The sequence below is a fragment of the Pseudomonas bubulae genome, from assembly GCF_900618535.1.
GTDB classification, from domain to species: Bacteria; Pseudomonadota; Gammaproteobacteria; order Pseudomonadales; family Pseudomonadaceae; genus Aquipseudomonas; species Aquipseudomonas bubulae.
In genome coordinates, this window is record NZ_UYJA01000001.1 from 113,003 (window position 1) to 137,689 (window position 24,687).

Consider the following 24,687-nt stretch of genomic DNA (forward strand, 5'->3'; position numbering starts at 1 on the left):
CATGTGTGAAAAGGGTCGGCGTTGCGCTGTTAATCAGCGTCTTCCCTGAACTTGATGCACCAGATAAGAAAAACTGCCGGCGGTATTGAAAATATTTATTTTCAGGCCGCGACCACGTTGGCCCAGTAGCCAAACACTCGCTGCACGCGGATTGGCAGCACCCGCGTGAGCAGGTCGAGGCTGGCATCGGGGCGGTCGATGGAGAACGATCCTGACACCCGCAATGCCGCGACTTGCGGGTCGCAGCGCACCACGCCACGGCGGTAGAGGTTGAGCTGGGCAATCACCTGGCCCAGTGGCATGCGTTCGGCGATCAGCAGGCCGTTGACCCAGGCATCGGCACCGACCGTGACCGGGCGCGGTGTGCTGTCTGTCTGGCTGTCGAACGTTACCTGCTGGCCGGCATCCAGACTCAAGCTGTCGCCCCGTGCCAGCTTGATCGATGCACTGCCACTCAGCACCTGGACCTGGGTGCCTGCCTGCCACGGCAGGTTGTGGCTGATCACCAGGCGTGAGCGGGGCGCGGGCAGCACCTGGCCATTGGCGGTGCTGAGCCTGATATCGCCAGCGCTGACCAGCACGCGGCCCAGGCTCAGGAACAGTTCGGTGCCAGCGGCGGTGGTGCGGGTATCGAGGGCAGTGTGGGTGTCGAGGGTCAGGTCGACACCCTCTGCCAGAGTTAACTGGCGCCGCTCGCCGGTGGCGGTGCGATAGTCACTGAACAGCTCTGGCAGCAGCACCCGTTCCCGCACCCCATAGCCGGTAGCCAGCATCACGCCCAGACCGGCAAAGCCCTTGAGCAGCGTGCGTCTGCCCGGGGCATTACGCGAGCGCAGCAACGTCCGGGCACCGGCGGCAGGCAGCATGCGGGTGCTGTCGCGAATGTCGGTATTAAGCCCGGTGAGGCGCTGCCAGGCCAGTTCATGTTGCGCGGATTGCGCGCGCCAATGCTGGCAGGCCAGAAGCTCGGCCTCGGTGCTGACGCCCGATTGCACGGTGACCATCCACTGCAAGGCTTGCTCGACCACATCCTGGTCGAGGCGCTGGGTGTTGGCGGGCTCGAACAGACTCACCCGGTGTAGACCGCGCTGTAGCAGTGTCGGTAAGCCTTGAGCATGGCTTTTTGCACCACGTTGACGGTCAGGCCCATGCGTTCGGCGATCTGCGGGTAGGTCAGGCCGTCCAGTTGCGACAGTAAAAAAATCTCCCGCACTTTTGCGCCCAGGCCATCGAGCACCTGGCCGACGGCGTCCAGTGCCTCCAACACCAGCAGGCGAGATTCCGGGGAGGGCACAAGCTGCGGCTCCAGGAGCGCCAGGGACTCCATATAGGCCCGCTCCAGCGCCTGACGACGGAAGTATTGGCCGCACAGGCGGCTGGCAATGGTGGTGAGATAGGCCCGGGGTTCGCGCAGCGGCGCGGGTGTGTCGGTACGCAGCATGCGCACAAACGTGTCCTGGGCCAGATCCAGAGCCTGCTCCTGATTGCCCAGCTTGCGGCGCAGCAACTGCACCACCCAGCCGTGATGCTGAACATAGAGTTCACCCACGGCACGGCGTGAGGAAGGGGAGGACGTGAGCATCGATTGCAATCCCGGAGCAGACACTGACAAGGATCGCAATGATAGCGCTTCTCATTAACGTATGCTCGGGAATGTTTCGCGCTGTGTCAGATGTGGGAGCGAGCCTGCTCGCTCCCACACTAGGGCTTGACCTGCAACAGAGTCTCTACAAGCTCTATGCAGGCCCTACTTCTCGACCAGGACCTTCGGGTTGGAGTTGCCCCACACCGTATACAGGTCGGCCAGCAATGCACCGTTGATGTCTTCAACTTCCGCCTGGCTGATTTCGGCCTTGCCCTGTTGCCCGAACAACACCACTTCGTCGCCGCTTTTGACATCCGGCGCGTCTGTAACGTCGACCATGAGGGTATTCATCGAGACCTTGCCCACCACCGGCACGCGATGGCCGTTGATCAGCACGATACCCTTGTTGGTAAAGGCACGGCGGTAACCGTCGGAGTAACCCACGGTGATATTGGCCAGTTTCGAGTCGCGCCCCAGCGTCCAGGTGCGGTCATAGCCCACGGTGTTGCCCTTGGGGTAGCTGTTGACCGAGGCGACATGGGACTTGAATTGCATCACGCGCTTGTAGTCGGTGTGCGACGGCACCGTGTCGCCGAACAACGCACCGCCCGGGCGAACCATGTCCAGATGCGATTCCGGCACTTCCAGGGTGGCGAACGAGTTGGCCGCATGCAGGGTGATTTTGCTGCGATCGAGTTCTGCAACATTGATCAGCCATTGTGCCTGCTCGTTGAACGCCTTGAGCCCTGCACGCACGTCGTCGGCGTCTTCTACCGCGAAGTGGGTCATGATCGCGCGCACTTCCAGGTTCGGCACCTTGGTGATGGCGACCGCGTCGCGGCGGCCCTCGGCGGTGGTCATTTCCACGCCGTTGCGGCTCATGCCGCTGGAGTTCAGGCCCAGGTGCACCACCAGCGGACGGCCGTGTTTTTCGGCAATCAGGCTGGCCTTGACGGCGAAATCAAGGTTGCCCACCAACTCTTCCATATTGTACGGCAGCGCCGCTTCCAGCTCGCTGAGTGCTGCCGTACGCACACGGATCAGTTGGCCCTTGAAGCCGCTTTCACGTACCACGCGAGCCTCTTCATTGCTCGCCACGCCAACGCAAGGCACACCGGTAGCGATGATTGAAGGCATCAGCAGGCCGATGCCGTGACCGTAGGCATCGGCCTTGAGCACGGCGCAGATTTTCGATTTGTCGCCCACAGTCGCTTGCAACACGCCAATGTTGTGGACGAACGCGGCTCTGTTGATCTCGACCCAGGCGTTGCTGTCCTGTGTATTGACCTGGGCAACGCCATCGACCATCGACAGCGGCGGGGCGGCGAAGGCCGGGTTGTGCATTAAAGCCATGCCCAAAGACAGGGCAAGAAGGGTACGGGTGAAGGGCATTTGCTGAGTTTCCATACGTTATTTTTTTTGCGGCAGGGTGACGCGCGGCAATACTAGGATTGGCTTGCAGGAAAAGTCACTCCCCGGGCCGCGTATCTGTCTGAAAGTGTCGTGGTGCCAAAGGGCACCTATCGCCGCCACGCCAGCAACACCACACCCACGGTAATCAGGCTGATCCCCGCCCATTGGCGAATATCGAGCTTTTCACCCAGCAGCGTCACGCCCAGCACGGCCACGATCACCACGCTGAGTTTGTCCACCGGCGCCACCAGTGACGCCTGGCCCAGTTGCAGGGCTCGGTAATAGCAGATCCACGAGGCCCCGGTGGCCAGCCCCGAGAGCACCAGAAACACATAACTGCGCGCCGAAATCGAGCCCAGCGACTGATACTGGCCGGTTGCGTAGAGGATCAGTGCCAGGCTCACCAGCACGACGACGGTACGCAGCAAGGTGGCGAAATCGGAGTTGATGCCGGTAATGCCAATTTTGCCGAAAATCGCCGTCATGGCAGCGAACACCGCCGAGAGCAATGCCCAGAATGTCCAGCTTGAATAGAAAGTCGAGCCCATGGGTTTGCCTGAGTGATCGCTGAAGGTGCTTTCAAGCATATGTCATGCAGGGGCGTTGAGGCTGTAACCCGGTGCAGGGCTTGTGTACTATCGGCACTGGCCGATGCTGCCCGCCGCTCGCTCCCCATGGGAAGGTGAAAGCATGATTATCTGCCTTTTCCCCTCTCTCTTGACGGTCGAGGTTTGGCAACGCGAGCACCAAAAGCCTTCGCCCCCGGGAGCACTGATGCAGTCAATCGAGCAAGCCAAACAGATGGCCAAGAGCCTGCGAACCTCGCTGCAGGCGCGCAATCTGGAAGTCACCCATGCCATCGCCCTTGAACTGGTTGCCAGGCAACTGGGTTACAAGGACTGGAATACGGCCAGTGCACGGCTGCCTGTGCAGAGTGCTGCGCCGGCAATTAGCTTCGACAGGCCGATTCCGATATTGCGGATGTTTGATGAGGCCAAGGCCCGAGAGTTCTATCTGGATTTCCTGGGTTTCAGCGTTGAGTTCGAGCACCGCTTCGAAGCAGGTTTGCCGCTCTATCTGGGCATCAGCCGCAGCGGCTTGCAACTGCATCTTTCCGAGCATCATGGCGATGCCAGCCCCGGCTCCACGGTATTCGTACCCATGGACAATATCGAGTTGCTGCACGACGAGCTAATGGCCAAGCGCTACGGTTATGGCCGCCCGCAGATTGTCCAGCAGGGCTGGGGACGGGTGCTGGAGGTTCATGACCCGTTTGGCAACCGCATCCGTTTTTGCCAGGACTGACGGATCTTCAGCCCCGTGAGCGCTCATAAGCCGCTGTCATGATCTGCCAGGTTTGTGCATCCGCCGGGATCAGATGCTCGATACGCATTGAGGTTACGGTGATATCGAGCGGCATGCCGAATGTGGTGAAGGTGGACATGAAGTTCAGCTCGCCATGGACGCAGGCAATGCGGGTCAAGACCAGTGGCGGCAGTTCCCGGGGCAGGGCCGCGAGGGTGTCCGGGGCGCTGAGGGTTTGCATAAGACTGGCCAGTACGGGGTTGGACAGGGCCTCGCGTGTCGCCCGTTGCCAGGCCAGGGTTCTTATTTCTTCGGGGTTGATCAGGTAATCACCCAGGCCGCCGGGTTGCAGCAGTGTGGTCAGCAGGTTCAAGTCCCTGGCCGCGTCTGCGGGTAGCCCGACCAGGCTGAACAGGGCTGCGGTGCTGGCGTTGGCATCCAGCACCTGCCAGTGGCTGCCCAACACAATCGCCGGGGCGGGGTTGTTGGCGTGCAACACATGGCTGATGGCCTCACGTACGGCCTCCATGGCCGGCGAAGAGAGCGGCGTTGTCTCGTAGCGCGGCGCATAACCCGAGGCCAGAAACAGGCTGTTGCACTGCTCCAGCGGTACCTCGAGGGCCATCAGCAGGTTATGCAAGGTGCCGGGGCCGGGTTTGGCGCGCCCGGTTTCGATGCAGCTCAAATGGCGTTGGGAAATACCCGTGATCAAGGCCAGCTCCAGCTGGCTCATACCGGCCTGACGGCGCAGCAGACGCAGCTGCGGGCCAGCGGTTGTCGGGGTGTTGATGCGGGGAAAGGTCAGGTTGTTCATCCATAAACTCTGGCAGGGGCAAAAGGCTGAGTCCATGACCTGTGAGGTCATTGCCGGTGGGGGAAAAGTATCACTAACTGGAGCCTTGTCCACTTCGTCGATTCGGAAATGCTAATGAAAAAATCCTGTCTCGCCCTTGCCGCGTTGCTCGGGTTCTCTGCTTACACAATCTTCACGATGTTGACCGCCCACCAGTCCCTTGCAGCTTTCGGACTGGAACTGATGGCCAGCCCGGACACGGCTCAAGTGGTGATCGACCTGTACCTGATGGCGGCGCTGGCTTGCGTGTGGATGTACCGCGATGCACGCGGTAAAGGCCGCTCGCTGGCCAGTGTGCTGCCGTACCTGCTGCTGACCGCGGTCTTCGTCGCCATCGGCCCGCTGCTGTATATCGTGGTCGAGGGGTTCGTACGCAACCCGGGCACAAACAGCCGGGCCTGTCTGAAAACGCCGCGCCAACCCTGACATTGCGACACCTTTCACACCTGCGCACTGTTGTGCATTAGATTCAGCCCCGCATAATGCGGGCATAAAAACAGTGTGGCGTAGCGCAGAAGGGGTGGTGTGTTGTCGAGCAGTGATAAAAGCGTGGTCGAGCTGAATTGGGCCGAGGTAGGGGATGGTTTCAAGCAGCTGTTGCCCATTTCCATGTTTGTGGTGGTGTTCGGTGTGGCCTTCGGTCTGGCTGCCGCGCAGACCGGTCTGGACAACAGCGCCAGTTTGTTGATGAGCGCTTTGGTATTTGCCGGGGCCTCGCAGTTTGGTGCCCTTGATCTCTGGGGGGCGCAGGTCCCGGTAGTGCCCCTGATCGTCACGGTGTTTGCCATCAATGCCCGCCATCTGCTGATGGGTGCGACCTTGTATCCCTGGCTGCGCGAGCTGCCTGCGGCCAAGCGCTACGGGGTGATGATGGTGATCTCGGATGCCAACTGGGCAATGTCGATGCAGGCATTCAACAGCGGCAAATCGGGCATCGGCCTGATCCTGGGCGGTGGCATAGCCCTGTGGGCGGCCTGGGTGCTGGGCAGTTGGCTGGGCGTGTACTTCGGCAGCGCAATTGAAGACCCGGTCAGCCTGGGCCTGGACATGGTGATGGGCTGTTTTCTGCTGGCGATGGTAATCGGCGGGCAAAAAAACCTGCGCATGCTGATTATCTGGTGCGTGGCGGGCGCCTCGTCGCTGTTGGCGTACCGCTACTTGCCTGAAAACAGCCATGTGGTGGTCGGCGCATTGGCGGGCGGGGTGTTGGGTGCGGTGTGGATGGAGAAGAAAAAATGAGCATCGATACCGCCGGTTACGGCACCTTCATCATTGTTCTGATTATGGCTGTGGTCACGTTGATTACGCGTTTGGGGGGCGTTTTCGTGATGTCCTTCGTGCCCATCAACTACCGGGTGCAGCAATTTATCAGCGCCATGTCGGGCTCGGTGCTGGTCGCCTTGCTCGCGCCCCTGGCCCTCAACGGCGATAACGGCGCACGGCTGGCCTTGCTGACCACCGCAGCAGTGATGCTGCTGCTCAAGAAGCCGCTGCCGGCGATTGCCGCAGGGGTGATCGCGGCTGCGGTGTTCAGGCATCTGTAAATGACCAGGTTGAAGAAGTCGAGGCGCGCGTCGACTTCTTCAACAACAGCCACTGTTCAAATTGAGCGCTGATTGACCCGCTGGCTCAGTTCTTGCGCCGACTCCTTGCGTTCGGAATACCGGTCAACCAGGTCCGGGCGATCGCGCAGCAATACGGTGAACTTCACCAGTTCCTCCATGACATCGACCACGCGGTCATACAGCGCAGACGGTTTCATGCGGTTGTGCTGGTCAAACTCCAGATAGGCCTTGGGCACCGAAGATTGGTTGGGGATGGTGAACATGCGCATCCAGCGACCCAGCACGCGTAACTGGTTGACCACATTAAATGACTGGGAGCCGCCGCACACCTGCATCACCGCGAGGGTTTTGCCCTGAGTCGGGCGTACCGCGCCCAATGCCAGAGGCACCCAGTCGATTTGCGCCTTGAACACAGCTGACATCGCGCCATGCCGTTCCGGCGAGCACCACACTTGCCCTTCAGACCACTGCATCAGTTCCAGCAGTTCCTGGACTTTGGGGTGATCATTCGGGGCGTCATCGGGCAGCGGCAGGCCCGAGGGGTTGAAGATCCGAGTCTGGGCGCCAAAGTGTTCGAGCAATCTGGCCGCTTCCTCTACCAGCAGGCGGCTGAACGAGCGTTCCCGCGTCGAACCGTATAACAACAGGATGCGTGGTTTGTGCGGGCTAGCGGGTTGCACGGTTTTGGCAGAAATCAATGTGGTGTCGAGATTGGGCAGTGTGTCGCTCATGGTGGCTCCGGTTACAGGGTGCTGATACGGTCGAGTTCGCGTTTAAGTGCCGCGGGCTCAAGCCGGGTAAAGGGCAGGGCGAAAAAGGCCCGGCAGCGCGTTTCGATATGCGCCAGGGTGGCGTGGAACGCGGCGGTTACGGTCGCCTCGTCACCCTTGACCTCTGAAGGGTCTGCCAGCCCCCAGTGGGCTTTGATGGCCGGGCCGAAATACACCGGGCACGCCTCAGCGGCGGCCTTGTCGCAGAGGGTGATGACAATATCCGGCGGGTTGTCTTCGTAGGCGTCATTGCCCTTGCTGCTCAGGCCGTCTATGCCGATACCGGCTTCTTGCAGGATGAGCAGGCTGCGGGGCAACACCTGCCCCCGGGGAAAACTGCCCGCACTGATGGCCTGGAACCCTGGCGGCGCCAGATGGTTGAACATGGCTTCGGACAGAATGCTGCGACAGCTATTGGCGGTACACATAAACAGAACACGCATGGTAGTTGCTCTTTGCGGTGGTATTAAAGGCTCAGGCGCAAAGCCAGGGCAGACAGGGTGACAAGCAGAATCGGCAGGGTCAGGATCAGCCCCACCTTGAAGTAGTAACCCCAGGTGATGCGAATGCCCTTGCGTGCCAGCACATGCAACCACAGAAGGGTGGCCAGACTGCCGATGGGGGTGATTTTCGGGCCCAGGTCGGAGCCGATGACATTGGCGTAGATCATCGCCTCGCGGATCACCCCGCTGGCATCACTGGCCTGGATTGACAGCGCGCCGAGCAAGACCCCGGGCATATTGTTCATCACCGAAGACAGCAGTGCGGCGAGCACGCCGGTGCCCAGGGTGGCGGCCCAAAGGCCGGACTCGGCCAACTGATTGAGAACCAGCGTCAGGTGGTGGGTCAGCCCGGCATTTTTCAGCCCGTACACCACCAGGTACATACCCAGTGAGAACGTCACCACCTGCCAGGGAGCTTCGCGCAACACCCGTCGCGTTGAAATGACGTGGCTGCGCGCAGCCACAGCGAATAGCAGGGCGGCGCACACTGCAGCAATCGCGCTGACTGGAATGCCCAGTGGTTCCAGTGCAAACAGGCCTGTGAGCAGCAAGACCAGAACCCCCCAGCCGACAGCAAACGTCAACGGGTCGCGTATGGCCTTTCGTGGTTCGGGCAGCTCATCAAGACAATAGTGGCGTGGAATATCGCGGCGGAAAAACCCGTACAACACCAGCAGCGTGGCGGCGACTGCAACGCAGTTGACCGGTACCATGACCGCGGCATAGGCGCTGAAACCCAGGCCGAAGTAGTCGGCCGAGACAATATTGACCAGGTTCGACACCACCAGCGGCAGGCTGGCAGTATCGGCAATAAAGCCTGCGGCCATGACAAACGCCAGGGTTGAGGCGGCAGAAAAGCGCAAGGCGAGCAGTATCGAGATCACGATGGGGGTCAGGATCAGTGCCGCGCCGTCATTGGCAAACAGTGCCGATACACCGGCCCCCAGCAGCACGGTAAACACAAACAGGCGGCGGCCATCACCCTTGGCCCAGCGGGCCACATGCAGGGCCGCCCACTGAAAGAAACCTGCTTCGTCGAGCAACAGGCTGATGATGATCACGGCGATAAAAGTGGCCGTGGCATTCCATACAATGGCCCACACTTGGGCAATATCGTGCAGTGATACCGCCCCCGCAAGCAGTGCCACAACCGCACCCAGTGAGGCACTCCAGCCCACCCCCAGGCCCTTGGGCTGCCAGATGACCAGAACCAGAGTGACCAAAAAAATTGCGAAGGCGATAAGCATCGGACGTCTCAGCAGCAGGCAATGGTGTTGAGCGGGCGCTCGCCCATGGCAGAGAGCCGGGCACTGTCGTGCGCAAGCCACTCGGTGTTGGCCAGCAGGGTGGTTTCAAGAACGCTGCGCACCCAGTCCGGCAGTTGCGGGTTGAGGCGGTAATACACCCACTGCCCCTGGCGGCGGTCGAGCAGCAACCCGCAGCCTCGAAGCTGGGCCAGATGGCGGGAAACTTTCGGTTGGCTTTCATCCAGGGCACAGACCAGTTCGCATACACAGAGCTCGCCCTCACGGGCGATCAGCAAGGTGGCCCTGGCGCGGGTTTCATCGGACAGGCATTTGAACAGTGCGGCGGGACTGAGCATGGTGACTCTCTGTGTATACATATGGAAATTCGAATATACGGATATCCATATGTAACTTCAACCTTGATCCCCCGCAAGACATGCTCGGTAAAGGTGGGAGCCGGGCTTGCCGGCGATGGCGTCGACGCGGTTTGACTGAGCCACCGCGCCGGCTGTATCGCGAGCAAGCCCGCTCCCACAGGGGCGGCGTGTGCCGGTGCTTTACCCGGGCCTGCTCACCGCGCATCATGTGCCGCCCCCCACACTGGCGGGCATCCGTGGTGAAAAGGAACAGCAGTTGAACGAACACACATTGTCCATGCGTCTGGAGCGCGTGGCAGCCCATATGCCGGCCGGTGCGCGGCTGGCCGATATCGGCTCGGACCACGGCTACCTGCCGGTGGCGTTGCTGCGTCGGGGGGCCATTGCCGCCGCCGTGGCGGGCGAGGTGGCCCTGACGCCCTTTCAGGCGGCCCGGCGTACCGTGCGCGAAAACGGCTTCGAGCAACGCATTAGCGTGCGCCATGCCAGTGGCCTGGCAGCGATCAGGCCGCAGGACGAGATTACGGCGATCAGCATCTGCGGCATGGGCGGCGAGACCATCCGCGATATTCTTGCAAGTGGCAAGGCACACCTGAGCGGACGGGAGCGCCTGATCCTGCAACCCAACGGCGGCGAGCAGCCTTTACGGCAATGGTTGATGGAAAACCACTACCACATCCTTTGCGAAGAACTGCTGCGGGAAAACCGTTTCTACTACGAAATCATCGTCGCCGAACGCATCGGACCGGTGAGCTATACCGCCGAGCAATTGTACTTTGGCCCCTTCCAGATGCAGGCGCGCAGCCCGCTGTTTCTGGGTAAGTGGCAACGTATGCTGGGTGAAAAACGCAAGGTTCTGAGCAATCTTGCCCTGGCGCGCCAGGCCGTGCCCGAAGCCCGGGTGGAGGAAATTGCCCGACAGGTCAGATGGATCAGCGAACTGCTGGCTTGAGTCTCGACTCATGCGGCGCAGCCATGCCAGCAAGTGTACTTGAAGGGGGTCGCTGAGCCTGTTCAGGGTTGAGTGTTGCCATCGAGCATGGCAATAAAGTGCTGTATCAGCGGTGACGGGTTATGGGCATGCCAGTTCATGTACAGGCCGATGGTCGGGTTGGCAGCGCCTGTCAGCGGCCGGATCGGGCGGAACGCTACCTTGTCGCGCAGCGTCGAGCCAGCGAGGGATTGCGGCACCAGGGCCACGCCAAAACCGCAACTTACCAGGCCGATCAGGGTATGCAGTTGTGCGGCCTCCTGAACCACCCTGGGGTAGAACCCGGCGTTTTCGCACAGGCCGATCAACTGGCCGTGATAGCCGCTGCCCAGGGCTTGTGGAGTAAAGACAAAGTCTTCGTCAGCAAAATCGCGCAGCTCGATGGGCCCTGACTGCGCCTTGGGATGATCCAGGGGCAGGGCCATGACTATGGCCTCGTCGAGCAACAGGCGCGATTCGATGTCGGCTGCGATGAAGGGCAGTTTGCGCATAAAGGCGATATCGGTCTCGGCAGCCAGCAGCGCTTCGGCCTGGCTGGAGGAAGGCATTTCCTTGATCACCAGCTGGACCTGGGGAAAGGTTTGGCGAAACTGCCTGAGGCTGTTGAGCAACGGCTCGTAGTACGCGATAGACACCGCGCTGACAGTGAGCACACCGGCTACCCCTTGCGCCACCTGGCGGGCGTACTCCACCCCCTGTTCCAGTTCCTTGAGTGTGCGACAGGCCGCCTGCAAAAAGGCCTGGCCTGCGGGCGTCAGCTTGACCTCGCGCCTGCTGCGGGTGAACAGGGCTAACCCCAGCTTGTCTTCCAGTCGGCTGATCGCCTGGCTCAGGGGTGGCTGGGCCATGTGCAGGCGCACGGCGGCCTTGTGGAAATGCAGTTCCTCAGCCACCGCGATGAACTGACGGAGCAGTCGGGTTTCGATCATGTGCAGTGTTCCTTCCTTTGAACGGGGTTATCTGCGAACACCGCCGCTCTCACAGAGGGGCTGATAGGCAGCGGGTATCAACGGGCCTGTTGAACGGTATTAAACAACGCGCCTTTTGATTGTTACGGTGAAGTATCAATCAAGAGGGCATCCTTATGGACTTTAACGGCAAAACCGCAATTGTAACGGGTGCTGGCCGGGGCCTGGGCTTGAGTTATGCCAGGGAGCTGGCACGGCTGGGCGCCCATGTGCTGATCAGTGATATTAGCGCAGACAGGCAAGGCGCAGCAGCAGATGCATCCGTTGCCCATGACGCCGCGCAAGCGCTGGCAGCCCAGGGCTACAGCGTGATCGGTCATCACGGTGAGTTGGTCAGCGAGACGGGTTGCCGGCAGTTGGTCGAAACGGCCGTCGAAGCGTTCGGGCGGCTGGATATTGTGATCCACAACGCGGGCTGGGTCGGTTACCAGGCTATTGAAGAAGCGCAGCCTGAGTTTGTCGAGCGCGCGCTGGGGATCAATGTGTATAGCCCGATCTGGCTGTGCAAACATGCCTGGCCGTACCTGCGCCAATCATCGGCGGCGCGGGTGGTGCTGACCTCTTCGGACCGGGCCATGTACCAGCCCTATGCCCAGCCGGGCCTGACCGCCTACGCCGCCGGCAAGATGGCACAATTGGGCATCATGAATGCCCTGAGCAGGGAGGGTGCCGCCGATGGCATCCTGGTGAACGCAGTAGCGCCGGTGGCCAAGACCCGGATGTGGGGCGTTAACGGCGAACCGGACAACCTCAAGCCCCAGTGGGTGACCCCCGGTGTGATCTTTCTGGCCTCGGCTCAGTGCCAGGACAGCGGCTATATTCTGCGGGCCAGCAATGGTCAGTTCACGGCAACGCGGTTTGTCGAGAATCCCGGGGTGGACTACCCCCTGGATCTGGCCCGGATCAGGGCCGACAGCGCCGAGCAGGTCGCCCGCCTGTGGGAGCAGATCAAGGAATGCTGATGCTGGGGTCGGTCTTGTTAATTGTGCTTACCACTTAAGTAGGGGGCGCTGCGGCCATTGCGTGAAAAAGCCCTGTGCAAGTTGATATGCAGCGCTTTTTATAACCTGAGCATTAGTCCTTAAGTCGAGTCGCGGCAGCCTTATAGAGAGTATTAATACCAAGGAGTGAGTTGTGGGTTCGAGCCCGTGGCGTTGTCATGTTCCCCAGGATGGAAACTCCCTCTGATGCGAGTGCTGGGAGCTTTCGAACTCAGGCATGACAGATTCAAGGGAGCTGATTATGAACACCCAACTCTGGTTGAAAACAAGCACGGCCCTGTTGTTGGTCATGAGCGCCAGCCTGGCGGGCTGCCACAGTGGTGGTGGCGGGCATCACAGCAGTGACAGCGCAAGCACGCCGACGCCGCCGACCAATCCGACCACGCCAACTGATCCCACTACACCGACAGATCCGACAGATCCGACAGATCCGACTGATCCAACCAATCCAACCAATCCGCCTAACCCGGCAGTTACCCCGCCTCTGGTCACGGGGCAGGTCGCCGGTGAAGTCGGCACCGGACTGGGCGGTGTCGGCACCCTGGTCAGCGGCGTGGGCACCACCCTGACCACCGTTCCTGTGGTCGGCGCAGCAGGCGGGTTGGTGGTCAACACCGGTAATGCCGTGACTTCCATTACCGATGGCGTGACCAATGGCCTGGGCTCGCTGGGCACTGACAAAAACTCGCTGGGCATTACCGTGGCAGGTGTTACCAATGGCGTCAGCGATGTGGGTAAAGGCGTTTCGTCTCTCGGCACAGGTGTCAGCGCTCTGGTCGACAACACACCGATCAGTCAGGTCCCGCTGGTAGGCGGCGTAGTGGGCAAGGTCACCGGCACCGCGGGCGGGCTGGTGGACAAGGTCGGCACCACCGTCACCATGCTTGGCAACACACTGACCACCAATGTGACCAGCGGGCAATTGGGCAAGGCTACCGGTGGTTTGAATGACAAGGTCGTGGTCCCCGTGATCTCAATGGTGGAAAACGTCACAGGCAAGGTAGGCACCACCACCGGGTTGGGGCAGCCGGTGGACGGGTTGTTGACGAAGGTTGGCGGCGTGGTCGGCGGGCTGGGTGACAAGGTAGTCGATACCGGCAAGAACCCGCTCACCAATGTGGTGGGCGGTGTGCTAGGCGGTGTGGGTGGGGCACTGGATAAATCCGGCGGTTACCTGAACCCGACGACAACCACCGGCACCGGCACAAGCACAACTACCGGCGGGCTGGGCGGTTTGCTGGGCGGGCTGGGCACGGCCACAGGTTCAACCGGTACTCAGACAACCACCGGCGGCACAGGTGGTTTACTGGGTGGCAGCACTGGCTTGCTTGGCAGCCTGGGCGGCACGACCGGTACCCAGACAAACACCGGCACCTCGGGTGGCGCAAGTGCTTCCGGCGGGCTGGGTGGTCTGCTTGGCGGCCTGCTAAACAAAAACTGACTGGCCGCGCGCGGACGCTGTTGTACGGTTCGGTCTGTACCCCTGAAGTTCAGGTGCAGACCGGGCTGTTTTTCGTTCACCCTTGGCTGGTTTTATTGGCAATTGCGTTCTCTGCCAGCGCTGGGCATCATCCAATGTCCGCACTCAAGGAAGCGTCCCATGGTCACTGCGACACTGCATCTGATGTGCGGCAAGATCGCATCAGGCAAATCAACCCTGGCCAGAACGCTTGCGGTGGAGCACAGCGCGATATTGCTGAGCGAAGATAAATGGCTCTCATCGCTTTATCCCGGTGCGATCAATTCGGTAACCGATTACGCAGCCTACAGCCTGAGGATTCGCGGTGTGCTGGGGCCTCTGGTGATCGACCTGCTGGAGTCCGGTGTGGATGTGGTGCTGGATTTTCCTGCCAATACCATTGCCGGCCGTGAATGGTTGCTCGGCCTGGCAGAAACCGCGCGTGTGCCGCACTGCCTGCATTATCTCGCTGTGGACGACGACACCTGCCGTGCGCGCCTGCATGTACGCAACCAGCTTGCCGAGCATGACTTTGCCGCATCGGATGCCGAGTTTGATCTGATCACCACCTACTTTCGTTCCCCGGATGCAGACGAGGGGCTGGTGATTGTTACTTACCCCCGGCCTCTTGCATGATCCAGTGCATAAATGCCCTGACCTCATCCCGTTGCATTGCCTCCACCCGCGTTACGGCGTAGTAGGCAAAGCGCGCCGGCCAGGGCTTGTCCATGACTTGTACCAGGCGGCCTGCAGCGATTTCTTCGGTTGCGTACTCCTGGGGCACCAAGGCCAGCCCCTGGCCTGCTTCGGCTGCGCGGATCAATAAAAAATCGTCCTCAAAAGCTGTCCCGCGTTCGGCGCGCGGGTCTTTGCCCACGCCATGGGCGCTGAGCCACAACAGCCAGTCGGCACGGTCAGCGTCATGCAGCAGGGGGAAGTCGAGGCAGTCCTGCGGCTGTGCCGGCCCCGGGTTGCCAGCCAGCAGGGCGGGGCTGGCGACGGGGATCAGTACAGGTGCCATCAAACGGGTCACGTGCAGGCCGGGATAGACCCCAAGCCCATGGCGCAAGGCAATATCGACACGCCCGCGGTGCATGTCCACCAGCGCGGAAGTGGCCTCCACCCGCACCTCGATATCCGGGTGCAGGCGGTTGAATCGTCCCAGGCGCGGCACCAGCCATGAGGCGGCAAAGGTTGCCACCGTACTGATCGTCAGGGTCTGGCGCGCAGTGCTTTGTTGCAGTGACAGCATGGCCTGCTCGATTTGCCCGAAGGCCTCAAGCAGGGCCGGGTGAACACCGGCGCCGGCCTCTGTAAGCCGCAAGCCGCTGCGTTCGCGGGTAAACAGCGGCATGCCGACCCGGTCTTCCAGCAGGCGGATCTGCTGGCTGACGGCACCTGAGGTGACATTCAGCGTTTGCGCGGCCGCCTTGATGCTGCCTTGCTGGCCAACTTCGACGAAAGCACGCAATGCGAGAAGGGGCAGTGAAGCTGCCATAGGCTTTAGTTTTCCTGAATCTGGTGTGCAGAAATGATCGTTTCCGCTGACACACAGCGAAAGCGATGATGTTCCGAGTTTAGAGATGCTGTGCAAGTTCAGTAAAACTATATCTAACCGGACGCCCTGCATGAACCCCATGATCACGTTGTATACCGACAGCTCGCCCAATGGTTTCAAGATCACCATTGCCCTGGAGGAACTCGGTTTAACCTACCACCTGCGGCACGTAAACATTGACCAGGGCGAGAACCGCAGCCCGGCGTTTTTGCGCCTCAACCCGCACGGGCGTATCCCGGTGCTGGTCGACGAAAGCAGTGGCATCACATTGTTTGAATCGGCAGCCATCCTCCTGTATCTGGCTGATATCAGTGGTCAGCTCTTGCCCGTCGAACCCGCCAAACGCTGGGAAGCCATCCAGTGGCTGATGTTTCATGCTGCCAGCGTGGGGCCTGTGATGGGCCAGCGCGTTCACTTCGAGCTGTTTGCCGCAGACAAAATTCCCCAGGCCATTTCGCGCTATCGGCGCTTGATGGATGAAGCCTTTACCACCCTGGACAACCGCCTGGCCGAGCACCCCTATCTGGCCGGTGACGAGTACTCGATTGCCGATATTGCCCAGTTTGGCTGGACCCATATCGCGCAGGTCATCGACTTCGATTTCAGCGCCTATAAGCACCTGAGCGCCTGGTACCAGCGCATTGGCACCAGACCCGCCGTGCAGCGCGGCATCGCTCTGCCAGCTCCCGCCACCGGCGCTTGAACCAGGGGATCAATATGAACACTACAGATCAGATCACAGGCCAGTCGTCGCCCGCATTTGCCAGCCACCGCGGTTATCGGCGCATGTTCGCGGCCAATCAGCTGACCCTCGGGATTTTTCTGCCATTGCGCTTTTACAAGGGCGACATGGCGGTACTGGCCGGGCAGGCCGAGCGGGTTCGCGACATCGACCGATATGGTTTTGCCGCAGTCTGGGTGCGCGACGTACCGCTGTTCGATCCTGCCTTCGGTGATGCGGGGCAAGTATTCGATCCCTTTACCTACCTGGCGTTTCTGGCGGCTCACACCCGCTCAATTGCGCTGGCAACCGGCAGTGCAATCTTTTCGTTGCGCCATCCCATTGATCTGGCCAAGGCCAGCGCCACCATCGATCAGTTGTCGAACGGGCGCCTGGTCATGGGGATCGCCTCGGGAGACCGGGCCATTGAGTTTCCCGCCTATGGTCTGGAGCACGCCCGGCGGGGTGAGCGGTTTGCCCAGAGCGTGACGTATTTCCGCCAACTGATGCAGGCCCGTGCGCCGGTTATTGATTCGGCACTGGGGCACATGGCCGGAGCCGAATTTCTGCCCCGGCCCGTGGCGGGAGCCATCCCCCTGATGGTCACCGGTTCATCCCGTCAGTCACTGGCCTGGATTGGTGAGCATGCCGATGGCTGGCTGACCTTTCCCGAATCGACCCACGACCGCGCAGGGCCGCAACGCCTGGGCGAAAAGATCCGGGCCTGGCGCCAGTTGATCCCGGACGGCGGGTTCAGGCCGCACATGACCAATGAATGGCTCGACCTGGTTGATGACCCCGATTATCCCCGCACCTCTTTACAGGGCGGTTATGTGTTGCGCACCGGGCGCAATGGCCTGATTGATCTGCTGGGTGAATGGCAAGCAGCAGGGGTCAACCATGCGGCCCTGGGTATCCAGTTTTCGGCGCGGCCTGCGGCAGAGGTCATACAGGAGCTGGCAGAGCACGTGTTGCCGCATTTTCCTTCCCATCAGGGGCCGGGGCGTGTCGGGCCAGCATGGTGAAGGCACCTGTCAGGCCACTGCCTTGATCTCAACAACCGGGTCACTGCGCGTGCGTGACACACTCAGGCCCAGCAGCCCGCCGAGCACTAGCGCGCCGGCCATAAAGTACATTGCCGCCTGGGTGTTGCCGGTCAACTGCGTCAACCAGCCGACCACAATGGTGCTGAAAAATCCGGCGACATTGCCCAGGGAGTTGATCAGCGCGATCCCCGCAGCGGCGGCTGCACCGCCCACCACCGCGGTAGGCATGCCCCAGAACACCGGCAAGCTGCTGATCATAGCTGCTGTGCCGACGGTCAGGCCGATCATCGACAGCCACAGGCTGGCGCCGAACAGGGTGCCAAATACCACCCCGCCAGCGCCGATAAAGGCGCAGATTGCCAGGTGCCAGCGATACTCGCGAACACGGTCGCTGCTGCGTCCCACCAGCACCATGCTCACGGCGGCCACGGAATAGGGAATAGCACTCAACACGCCAATGGCCCAGGGTTCGGCGACACCGCTGTTGCGGATAATGGTCGGCATCCAGAAACTGATCACGTACTGGCCCAGCACCAGGCAAAAGTACACCGCCCCCAGCAGCCAGATTTTCGGGTTGAGCAGACCATCGCGTACGGAGTGGTGGGATTTGGCACGGGTTTCGCGATCCAGCGCCGCCTGCATGCCGCGTTTTTCTTCGGCGCTGAGCCAGCGGGCGTCGGCAATCCGGTCGCGCAGCAGAAAGAACACGGCGGCGCCCAGGGCCACCGCCGGCAAGCCTTCGATCACGAACAGCCATTGCCAGCCGGCGTACCCTGCCACGCCATCGAGGGTTTGCATGATCAAGCCGGAAATCAGCGAGCCCAGCATGCTGGAGATCGGCAGGGCGGCGATAAACAGTGAAATCATCACGCCCCGGCGATGGCTCGGAAACCAGGTGGTGAGATAGAAAATAATCCCCGGGAAAAAGCCTGCTTCGGCAATGCCGATCAAAAAGCGCAGCAGGTAGAAGCTCATGGGGGTTTCGACAAACATCATGGCCGCTGACAGCAGGCCCCAGGTCATCATGATCCGCGCGATCCAGCGCCGGGCGCCAAACCTGTGCAGGGCGATATTGCTGGGGATTTCGAACATCAGGTAGCCGACAAAAAACACCCCGGCACCGAGCCCGTACACCGCCTCGCTGAACTTGAGGTCATCAAGCATCTGCAGTTTGGCAAAGCCCACATTGACCCGGTCCAGGTAGGCGACCAGATAACAGACCATCAGCAACGGAATGACTCGCCAGGCGGTTTTGCGGTAGGCCGAATGCAGTGCATGGTCCGGCATGTCAGCAGGGGGTGGCGGTAGGGTGTTCATCTGGAGCCTCTTTTTTGTTGTTGTAGGGGCAGGTGTGCAATCACCGATCAGCGCGCACGGCCTCCCGGCCATTCGCCGCACGCGCACATGGCGTGCACGACTTCGCGGATCAACTCACTGATCAGGGTTTTAAGATGGCTGGCGGGCATCGAAGCGCAACTGCAGATACCCAGGGTTCGGGTCAAGCCGTCAGCGGCAATGCGGTGGGCCACCAGCCGACCGTCATCGATTTCACGCACGGCCAGGTTCAACGGCATGATGGTGTGACCGATACCGGCCTCGACCGCGCTTTTGAGGATATGCACGGAGTTGACCTCCATGACGATTTCGCCCACGGCCAGCCCGTGCTGTTTTACCGCGTGCTCGACCAGCGTGCGGGTGCAGTGACCGTGGGCCTGACTGGGAAATACCAGCGGCCGGGCCAGCGCCTGCGCCAGGCAAACTTCACCGGCAGCGGGGGCGTCGGCGGCATCGGCACGGTGTATCAGGTAAAAATCTTCTTCGATCAATGCGCTGAACAACACTTGCGGGGGCAGGTCGATGGCGCTGAACAGGGCCAGGTCAATGCGCCCGTGCAGTAACTGGTCCATGACGTTGCCGGTCAGCTCTTCGTTGAGATGGAATGCCACCTGCGGGTAACGGGCGGCCACGGCGCGCATCAGCGGCATGGCAAGGAGGGTGGCGACGCTTTGCGGCAGCGCCACGATAATCGAGCCACTGACCGAGTCGGGGCTGCTGCTGACGGCAGCCCGGGCATCGCTCAGATGCTTGAGCATGCCCTGGGCGTATTCGTAGAAGACCTTGCCGGCCTCGCTGGCGACTACGCCGTTGTGGCTGCGATGGAACAGCTGAACCCCCAGATCCTCCTCCAGCGCCGACATTTGCTTGCTCAAGGCCGATTGCGCCACATGCACCTGGCGGGCGGCTTTGGACAGGCTGCCGCAATCGATCACGGCGACAAAGTATTTGATCTGGCGGATTTCCATTGCGGTGCTTCCTGCAGGACTCGGATATGCGGGCCGGTGATGGTACCGCGGGTCAGCCTGCAGAGCGCCCTCGAGGGAATATCTTGCCGGGGTTCATCAACTGTTTCGGGTCGAGCGCCGCCTTGATCGACTGCATGACGTCCACGGCGTTTTGCCCGTGTTCAACGGCCATGAAGTGCTGTTTGGTCAAGCCGATGCCGTGCTCGCCGGTGCAACTGCCCTGCAGGGCAATGGCCCGCTCGGCCAGGCGATGGGCCACGCCTTCGGCGCGTTCGATTTCGTCAGGGTTGTGCGGGTCGACCAGGATCACGGCATGGAAGTTACCATCGCCCACATGACCGAAAATCGGTGCGAGAAAGCCGTTTTGCGCAAGGTCCGCTGCCGTCGCTTCAATGCACTCGGCCAGTCGTGAAATCGGTACCACGGCATCGGTGGTCAGGGCGCGGCAACCGGGGCGCAGGGCGAGGGCGGCGAAGTAGCCGTCATGCCGGGCCTGCCACAGACGGCTGCGATCCTCCGGATGCACGGCCCACTCGAAGTCCATGCCCTGATGTTCATCGGCAACCATGCGCACGGTCTCGATCTGTTCTTTCACGCCGGCTTCAGAGCCATGCAGTTCAAAGAGCAGCGACGGCGCCTCGCGCAACTGCGTGCTGCTGTAGGCGTTGAGGGCGCGCATGGTCAAGGCATCGAGCAGTTCAATGCGGGCGACCGGCACACCGAGCTGGATGATCTGGATCACCGCGCGTACGGCCAGATCCACGCTGGGAAAGCGGCACACGGCAGCCGAAATGGCTTCAGGAATCGGGTGCAACTTGACGGTCAGTTCGGCGATGGTCGCCAGCGTCCCGCCCGAGCCGACCAGTAAATGGGTCAAGTCATAGCCGGCGGAAGACTTGCGCGCCCGCCCGCCGGTGTTGATCACCCGGCCGTCGGCCAACACTGCCGTCATGGCCAGCACGTTTTCGCGCATGGTGCCGTAGCGCACGGCGTTGGTCCCGGAAGCACGGGTCGCCGCCATGCCGCCCAGTGACGCATCGGCCCCGGGGTCGATAGGGAAAAACAGCCCTGTACCGTGCAACGCCGCATTCAACTGTTTGCGGGTCACCCCCGGTTGTACAGTGGCGTCCATATCGTCAACGCGAATGGCAAGCACCTGGTTCATGCCCGAGACATCAATGCTGACGCCACCGTGGGAGGCTTGCAGCCAGCCTTCCAGCGAGGTGCCGCTGCCATAGGCGATCATCGGCGTATCGTGGCGATAACAGGCGCTGCTGATACTGACGATATCCTCAAGGCTGTTGGCATAGGCCACGGCATCCGGCGGCATGGGGTCTAGTGCGGAAATATCGCTGCCGTGGTGCTCGCGCACGCTGGCCGAGGTGGAGAAGCGGGTGCCGAGCAATTGGCCCAGCTCCTCGCGCAAGGATTCGGCCAGGGGCGGGTGTTCGCAGGCAGCAGGATGGGTCATCAGACAATCTCCGGTTGTTGTGCACCGCGTAAAACGGGCGGCATTATCAGGGAGTTATGACTTATCTTAGGCAGCCTTGGGTACACACTCGTAGTGCTGAATTCAGATGGATCCATCTGTTTTTGAGATGGCCTGTGACAGGCGTAATGATCAAGAAGGAACTTGAGTTGAGTGACTGGGAAGCCTATTACCAGGCAAGTGAACAGCGCGGGCAATCGCCCTTGCTGAGTAGGGCCTTGAACCTGATCAGCGCGAATGAGGGTTCACGTCAGGCCGTGGACCTGGGTTGTGGGGCCGGAATGGAAACCCGGCAATTGCTGGCCGCAGGCTGGGACGTACTGGCCATTGACCGCGAAGCCGGCGCCATTGCGCGAACATCTGCATTGTCACAAGGTGTCAGCGGTGGGCGGCTGGCGACCCTGGCCTGCGATTTTGAACAGCTGACGCAGTTACCTGCATCCAGATTGATCCATGCCGGTCTCGCCTTGCCGTTCTGTCGGCCAGAATATTTTGAAACCCTTTGGCGGCTTGTTACTGCGGCGCTTGAACCGGGTGGTGTATTTGTCGGCCATCTGTTTGGCGAACGGCACGGCTGGGCGGCACTTGCCCATATGACCTTTCAGACCGAAGCGCAGGCGCGCTTGCTGTGCGGTAATCTTGAGCTGCATCTGTTGCGCGAATTCGAGCAACCGGGTGCCAGTTTGCAGGGGGACATCGCCTGGCACCGCTTCGATATCATTGCCAGCAAGCCGCAAGGCGACGATAAATACCGTACTGAACAAAGGAGCCTGTGATGAAGGGAAGTTGCGCCTGCGGTGCCGTTGGCTATGAAATTGATCGTATCGACCTGCCTGTAAGCCATTGTCATTGCCAGTCGTGCCGCAAAACCCATGCTGCTGCGTTTGTCACCACGGCCGGTGTTTTGCGTGAGCACTTCCATTGGACGAGGGGGCAGGAAAAGCTCAGCAACTACGAGTCTTCCCCCGGCAAGCTGCGGCGCTTTTGCTCGCTGTGCGGTTGTCACCTTGTGGCTGAACGTGACACAGCCGCGGCTGTGATTGTTCGTGTTGCGACCCTGGAAGAGGACCCGGGCGATCGCCCGCAATACCATATCTGGGCTGAGCATGATGTCCCATGGCTTGAACATGAAGACCTTGCGGTCTACCCGCAATGGCAGCCGGGGCGCTAGGGCTTCAGTGGCATTATTTAACTTTTATCAGGGAGATAACCGTTAGTGACCCGTGCATCTGTGCATACCCTGCGCCCGCTGCCCGAGCTTGATTACCATGACAGCAGATCGGTGCTGCTGCCTGTGCAGATCACGGCGCTGCAAGCCTGGAACCTGATGACAGCCGGGCAGGGGCCGCTGATGCGCCTGGCGTTTCGAACCCGAGACGGGATTTCTTCGTTATTTGGCGTAAAGCGCATTGGCGGTTTCTCCGGTACCCGGCGCGAGGCCGTGCAGGCAGGCGACTACCTGGATTTCTTTCTGGTAGAGCACAGCGCCCCCGAGGTATTGGTGCTGACCGAGCGTGACCGGCATCTGGATGTGATGACCTGTGTGTCGATGGCTGATCGGGTACTGACAATCACCTCCTCTGTGGTCACCCATAACACCTTTGGCCGTCTGTATATGCTGCCGGTGGGGCCGGCGCACAAACTTATTGTCAACAGCTACCTCAAGCGCCTGAAGCGCAAGCTGCAAGGGATGGAGCCCTGAATTTATGAACATAGCCATAAGACTTGCCAATCAGGCAGATATCCCGACAATTTTTGTCATCCGTACCCGCGTCAGGGAGAACCCTCTTTCTCACCAACAGTTAACTGAAATGGGCATTACCCCCGACGCCATAGGTCAGGCGATGGAAGCCGCTCCCTGTATCTGGGTGGCCGAGGTCGAGGGTGTTACGGTGGGGTTTGCCATGGCCGATGCCGAGGATGGCTTTGTCTTTGCCGCATTTGTCCTGGCCGAATTCGAGGGGCTCGGGCTGGGTCGCAGACTGATGGCGAAGGCCGAGGCGTTTCTGTTTCAGCATCACCCCACGATTTGGCTGGAGACCGCTGAAAACAGCCGTGCCAGCGGTTTTTATCGGCACCTTGGCTGGCAGGCGGTGGCGAATTTGCCTGAAGGTGATGTTCGTTTTGAAAAATCACGGACGTAGCAGGGAAGGGTATGCACATTCGATTGACGCAAGCCAGTGACTGGATGCTGTTGAAGCAGGTTCGCCTGGCAGCGCTTCTGGAGGCCCCGACGGCATTTGGCGTGAGCTATCAAACGGCGGCCAGTTACACCGACGAGCAGTGGCAAGAGCGCGCTGATTCAGGGGCGGGGACGCAATTCTGGCTGGCCATCGAGGACAGCAAGGCGGTGGGCATGATCGGTGCCGGGGTGAGCGAAAACCGGCGCTATAACTTGATCGGCATGTGGGTCGAGCCCGGCGTGCGCGGCGCCGATGTGGCCGCCCGGCTGGTTGGCGCAGTCAAGGCCCGGGCGCTGCAGGGTGGGCATGAGTACGTTTATCTCGAGGTAGCCCCGGACAACGCAAGAGCTGCCAGCTTCTACCTGAAGCAAGGGTTCAGGTTCAGGGATGAATGGGAACCCTTGGCAAGTCATCCCTCTATCAGGTTGCAGACGATGTGCTGGGTTGTGACTCCAGACAGCCCCTGAAATCGGCTACACACTCCTCTCGTCGAAATATCTGTCAGAAAAATTGACCAGAATGATCCTACGCAGTTTACTGTATGTTCATACAGTTATCGTAAGGCGTGCGTCATGAGCTTCACTTCCTTGGGTCCCATTGCTGAAGATGGCGTTCGCCTGCCACTTTGCTCCTTCAAAGTCCCCGCGGGGTTTCCGTCACCGGCGGCGGATCATATCGAGAAGGAAATTTCCCTCGATGAACTGCTCGGTATCCGTGCGCCCCATGTGTATCTGGTGCGCATCGACGGCGACAGCATGCAGGGAGTGGGGATTTTTTCCGGGGATCTGGCGGTGGTGGACCGTGCTATCGAGCCCGGGCATGGCCATGTGGTGGTGGCGCTGCTCAATAACGAGCCGATATGCAAACGCCTGTGCCTGCGTGGCAAGAGCGTTGTGCTGCAATCCGAAAACCCGAAGTATCCGGACCGGTATGTACTCGAAGGTGATGAACTGACAGTCTGGGGCGTGATTACCTATACCGTGCGCAGCCATGGCCACTAAGCCTGCGCCGGTTTTTGCCCTGATCGATTGCAACAGTTTTTACGCCAGTTGTGAGCGTGTGTTCAGGCCCGACCTGGCCAAGGTGCCCATTGTGGTGCTGAGCAACAACGACGGCTGCGTGATCGCCCGCAGTTATGACGCCAAGCCTCACGTGAAAATGGGCGAGCCGTATTTCCAGATCAAGGATCGGCTCGAGCAACTGGGGATTGTGGCGTTCTCGTCCAACTATGCGTTGTATGGCGACATGAGCGAGCGTGTCATGAGCCTGATCGAGGCGATGTTGCCGGCTGTCGAGGTCTACAGCATCGATAAGAATAAGTTGCATACTATGGACGTCTAAAGTTAAATT

The 24,687-nt window shown here is 60.7% G+C and carries 30 protein-coding genes and 1 pseudogene; 17 read left to right on the top strand and 14 right to left on the bottom strand.

Annotation, left to right across the window (positions count from 1 at the left end; translation table 11 throughout):
• Positions 1-101: 101 nt before the first annotated feature.
• The 4 genes from PPTH39_RS00510 to PPTH39_RS00525 all read right to left on the bottom strand — a co-directional run bounded on the left by PPTH39_RS00510 (position 102) and on the right by PPTH39_RS00525 (position 3,546).
• Positions 102-1,073, bottom strand: a complete 972-nt coding sequence (locus tag PPTH39_RS00510) for a DUF4880 domain-containing protein (RefSeq protein WP_095000092.1) — start codon at positions 1,071-1,073, stop codon at positions 102-104.
• Entirely contained in the window at positions 1,070-1,582 is a 513-nt protein-coding gene (locus PPTH39_RS00515) for a sigma-70 family RNA polymerase sigma factor (protein WP_095000093.1), read from the bottom strand. The genes PPTH39_RS00510 and PPTH39_RS00515 overlap by 4 nt, the downstream gene beginning before the upstream one ends.
• 165 nt (positions 1,583-1,747) lie before the next feature.
• Positions 1,748-2,977: an alanine racemase gene (gene alr, locus PPTH39_RS00520; RefSeq protein WP_095038891.1), complete on the bottom strand. Its 1,230-nt coding sequence runs from the start codon at positions 2,975-2,977 to the stop codon at positions 1,748-1,750.
• A gap of 128 nt (positions 2,978-3,105) precedes the next feature.
• Complete coding sequence (locus PPTH39_RS00525) at positions 3,106-3,546, bottom strand: EamA family transporter (RefSeq protein WP_095000612.1); 441 nt, start codon at positions 3,544-3,546, stop codon at positions 3,106-3,108.
• 226 nt (positions 3,547-3,772) lie between these two features.
• Here PPTH39_RS00525 and PPTH39_RS00530 point away from each other — a divergent pair, with 226 nt between their 5' ends.
• Complete coding sequence (locus PPTH39_RS00530; protein ID WP_095018495.1) at positions 3,773-4,303, top strand: glyoxalase superfamily protein; 531 nt, start codon at positions 3,773-3,775, stop codon at positions 4,301-4,303.
• A gap of 7 nt (positions 4,304-4,310) precedes the next feature.
• On the opposite strand, the gene PPTH39_RS00535 is transcribed toward PPTH39_RS00530, so the two are convergent.
• Positions 4,311-5,117 carry a helix-turn-helix domain-containing protein gene (locus tag PPTH39_RS00535; protein WP_232527577.1) on the bottom strand — a complete coding sequence of 269 codons (807 nt, stop codon included), beginning with the start codon at positions 5,115-5,117 and terminating at the stop codon, positions 4,311-4,313.
• Between the two features lie 114 nt (positions 5,118-5,231).
• On the opposite strand from PPTH39_RS00535, the gene PPTH39_RS00540 reads away from it, so the two are divergent.
• The 3 genes from PPTH39_RS00540 to PPTH39_RS00550 all read left to right on the top strand — a co-directional run bounded on the left by PPTH39_RS00540 (position 5,232) and on the right by PPTH39_RS00550 (position 6,700).
• Positions 5,232-5,582, top strand: a complete 351-nt coding sequence (locus tag PPTH39_RS00540) for a DUF2834 domain-containing protein (RefSeq protein WP_095018497.1) — start codon at positions 5,232-5,234, stop codon at positions 5,580-5,582.
• A gap of 102 nt (positions 5,583-5,684) precedes the next feature.
• The gene (locus tag PPTH39_RS00545; RefSeq protein ID WP_095000613.1) at positions 5,685-6,395 is read left to right on the top strand and encodes an AzlC family ABC transporter permease; all 711 of its coding nucleotides are present in this window, start codon (positions 5,685-5,687) and stop codon (positions 6,393-6,395) included.
• Positions 6,392-6,700 (top strand): AzlD family protein, encoded by a 309-nt coding sequence (locus PPTH39_RS00550; protein WP_095000098.1) that lies wholly within the window; start codon positions 6,392-6,394, stop codon positions 6,698-6,700. Before PPTH39_RS00545 ends, PPTH39_RS00550 begins: the two co-directional genes overlap by 4 nt.
• 56 nt (positions 6,701-6,756) lie before the next feature.
• On the opposite strand, the gene arsH is transcribed toward PPTH39_RS00550, so the two are convergent.
• From arsH to PPTH39_RS00570, 4 genes are read right to left on the bottom strand one after another with little or no spacing between them, the layout of a single operon-like run.
• Entirely contained in the window at positions 6,757-7,452 is a 696-nt protein-coding gene (gene arsH, locus PPTH39_RS00555; RefSeq protein WP_095000099.1) for an arsenical resistance protein ArsH, read from the bottom strand.
• A gap of 11 nt (positions 7,453-7,463) precedes the next feature.
• On the bottom strand, positions 7,464-7,934 hold the full coding sequence (locus PPTH39_RS00560) for an arsenate reductase ArsC (protein WP_130871374.1): 471 nt from the start codon (positions 7,932-7,934) through the stop codon (positions 7,464-7,466).
• Positions 7,935-7,957: 23 nt separating this feature from the next.
• Entirely contained in the window at positions 7,958-9,241 is a 1,284-nt protein-coding gene (locus PPTH39_RS00565; RefSeq protein ID WP_095023340.1) for an arsenic transporter, read from the bottom strand.
• An 8-nt stretch (positions 9,242-9,249) separates the two neighbouring features.
• Positions 9,250-9,597: a metalloregulator ArsR/SmtB family transcription factor gene (locus tag PPTH39_RS00570; RefSeq protein ID WP_095018501.1), complete on the bottom strand. Its 348-nt coding sequence runs from the start codon at positions 9,595-9,597 to the stop codon at positions 9,250-9,252.
• A gap of 277 nt (positions 9,598-9,874) precedes the next feature.
• Here PPTH39_RS00570 and PPTH39_RS00575 point away from each other — a divergent pair, with 277 nt between their 5' ends.
• Positions 9,875-10,570 carry a tRNA (adenine(22)-N(1))-methyltransferase gene (locus tag PPTH39_RS00575; protein WP_095000614.1) on the top strand — a complete coding sequence of 232 codons (696 nt, stop codon included), beginning with the start codon at positions 9,875-9,877 and terminating at the stop codon, positions 10,568-10,570.
• Between the two features lie 62 nt (positions 10,571-10,632).
• Here the strand turns inward: PPTH39_RS00575 and PPTH39_RS00580 are convergent, their stop codons facing one another.
• A complete protein-coding gene (locus PPTH39_RS00580) occupies positions 10,633-11,538 on the bottom strand; it encodes a LysR family transcriptional regulator (RefSeq protein WP_095000103.1) in 906 nt (301 codons plus the stop codon).
• Between the two features lie 155 nt (positions 11,539-11,693).
• Here PPTH39_RS00580 and PPTH39_RS00585 point away from each other — a divergent pair, with 155 nt between their 5' ends.
• The 3 genes from PPTH39_RS00585 to PPTH39_RS00595 all read left to right on the top strand — a co-directional run bounded on the left by PPTH39_RS00585 (position 11,694) and on the right by PPTH39_RS00595 (position 14,673).
• The gene (locus tag PPTH39_RS00585) at positions 11,694-12,539 is read left to right on the top strand and encodes an SDR family NAD(P)-dependent oxidoreductase (protein WP_130871375.1); all 846 of its coding nucleotides are present in this window, start codon (positions 11,694-11,696) and stop codon (positions 12,537-12,539) included.
• A 280-nt stretch (positions 12,540-12,819) separates the two neighbouring features.
• On the top strand, positions 12,820-14,019 hold the full coding sequence (locus tag PPTH39_RS00590; RefSeq protein WP_130871376.1) for a collagen-like triple helix repeat-containing protein: 1,200 nt from the start codon (positions 12,820-12,822) through the stop codon (positions 14,017-14,019).
• A 159-nt stretch (positions 14,020-14,178) separates the two neighbouring features.
• Positions 14,179-14,673, top strand: a complete 495-nt coding sequence (locus PPTH39_RS00595; protein WP_095000106.1) for a P-loop nucleotide/nucleoside kinase family protein — start codon at positions 14,179-14,181, stop codon at positions 14,671-14,673.
• Here PPTH39_RS00595 and PPTH39_RS00600 read toward each other — a convergent pair.
• Positions 14,648-15,535 (bottom strand): LysR substrate-binding domain-containing protein, encoded by an 888-nt coding sequence (locus tag PPTH39_RS00600; RefSeq protein WP_130871377.1) that lies wholly within the window; start codon positions 15,533-15,535, stop codon positions 14,648-14,650. The genes PPTH39_RS00595 and PPTH39_RS00600 overlap by 26 nt on opposite strands.
• Before the next feature lie 139 nt (positions 15,536-15,674).
• Between PPTH39_RS00600 and PPTH39_RS00605 the strand changes: the two genes are divergently transcribed.
• Both PPTH39_RS00605 and PPTH39_RS00610 read left to right on the top strand, forming a co-directional pair.
• A complete protein-coding gene (locus PPTH39_RS00605; RefSeq protein ID WP_130871784.1) occupies positions 15,675-16,298 on the top strand; it encodes a glutathione S-transferase family protein in 624 nt (207 codons plus the stop codon).
• A gap of 14 nt (positions 16,299-16,312) precedes the next feature.
• A complete protein-coding gene (locus PPTH39_RS00610; RefSeq protein ID WP_095032103.1) occupies positions 16,313-17,341 on the top strand; it encodes an LLM class oxidoreductase in 1,029 nt (342 codons plus the stop codon).
• Positions 17,342-17,350: 9 nt separating this feature from the next.
• On the opposite strand, the gene PPTH39_RS00615 is transcribed toward PPTH39_RS00610, so the two are convergent.
• The 3 genes from PPTH39_RS00615 to PPTH39_RS00625 are packed head-to-tail and all read right to left on the bottom strand — an operon-like array spanning position 17,351 to position 21,136.
• Positions 17,351-18,679 (bottom strand): MFS transporter, encoded by a 1,329-nt coding sequence (locus PPTH39_RS00615; RefSeq protein ID WP_095000110.1) that lies wholly within the window; start codon positions 18,677-18,679, stop codon positions 17,351-17,353.
• A gap of 47 nt (positions 18,680-18,726) precedes the next feature.
• Entirely contained in the window at positions 18,727-19,665 is a 939-nt protein-coding gene (locus tag PPTH39_RS00620; protein WP_095023345.1) for a LysR family transcriptional regulator, read from the bottom strand.
• A gap of 52 nt (positions 19,666-19,717) precedes the next feature.
• A complete protein-coding gene (locus tag PPTH39_RS00625; protein ID WP_095018507.1) occupies positions 19,718-21,136 on the bottom strand; it encodes an FAD-binding oxidoreductase in 1,419 nt (472 codons plus the stop codon).
• 146 nt (positions 21,137-21,282) lie between these two features.
• Between PPTH39_RS00625 and PPTH39_RS00630 the strand changes: the two genes are divergently transcribed.
• From PPTH39_RS00630 to PPTH39_RS00660, 7 genes and pseudogenes are all read left to right on the top strand, one after another.
• The gene (locus PPTH39_RS00630; protein ID WP_095023346.1) at positions 21,283-21,930 is read left to right on the top strand and encodes a class I SAM-dependent methyltransferase; all 648 of its coding nucleotides are present in this window, start codon (positions 21,283-21,285) and stop codon (positions 21,928-21,930) included.
• Entirely contained in the window at positions 21,930-22,325 is a 396-nt protein-coding gene (locus PPTH39_RS00635) for a GFA family protein (protein ID WP_095024628.1), read from the top strand. Before PPTH39_RS00630 ends, PPTH39_RS00635 begins: the two co-directional genes overlap by 1 nt.
• A 45-nt stretch (positions 22,326-22,370) precedes the next feature.
• A complete protein-coding gene (locus PPTH39_RS00640; protein WP_095000115.1) occupies positions 22,371-22,856 on the top strand; it encodes a DUF2867 domain-containing protein in 486 nt (161 codons plus the stop codon).
• A 4-nt stretch (positions 22,857-22,860) separates the two neighbouring features.
• Positions 22,861-23,298, top strand: a complete 438-nt coding sequence (locus PPTH39_RS00645) for a GNAT family N-acetyltransferase (protein ID WP_095023348.1) — start codon at positions 22,861-22,863, stop codon at positions 23,296-23,298.
• 11 nt (positions 23,299-23,309) lie between these two features.
• Positions 23,310-23,804, top strand: coding sequence for a GNAT family N-acetyltransferase (locus PPTH39_RS00650; protein ID WP_176464967.1), 495 nt, complete (start codon positions 23,310-23,312; stop codon positions 23,802-23,804).
• 105 nt (positions 23,805-23,909) lie between these two features.
• Positions 23,910-24,338, top strand: a complete 429-nt coding sequence (locus tag PPTH39_RS00655) for a LexA family protein (RefSeq protein ID WP_095000117.1) — start codon at positions 23,910-23,912, stop codon at positions 24,336-24,338.
• Positions 24,328-24,651, top strand: a pseudogene (locus PPTH39_RS00660) (Y-family DNA polymerase); the annotation flags it as partial. The gene PPTH39_RS00655 and the pseudogene PPTH39_RS00660, both read left to right, overlap by 11 nt.
• Between the last annotated feature and the right edge of the window lie 36 nt (positions 24,652-24,687).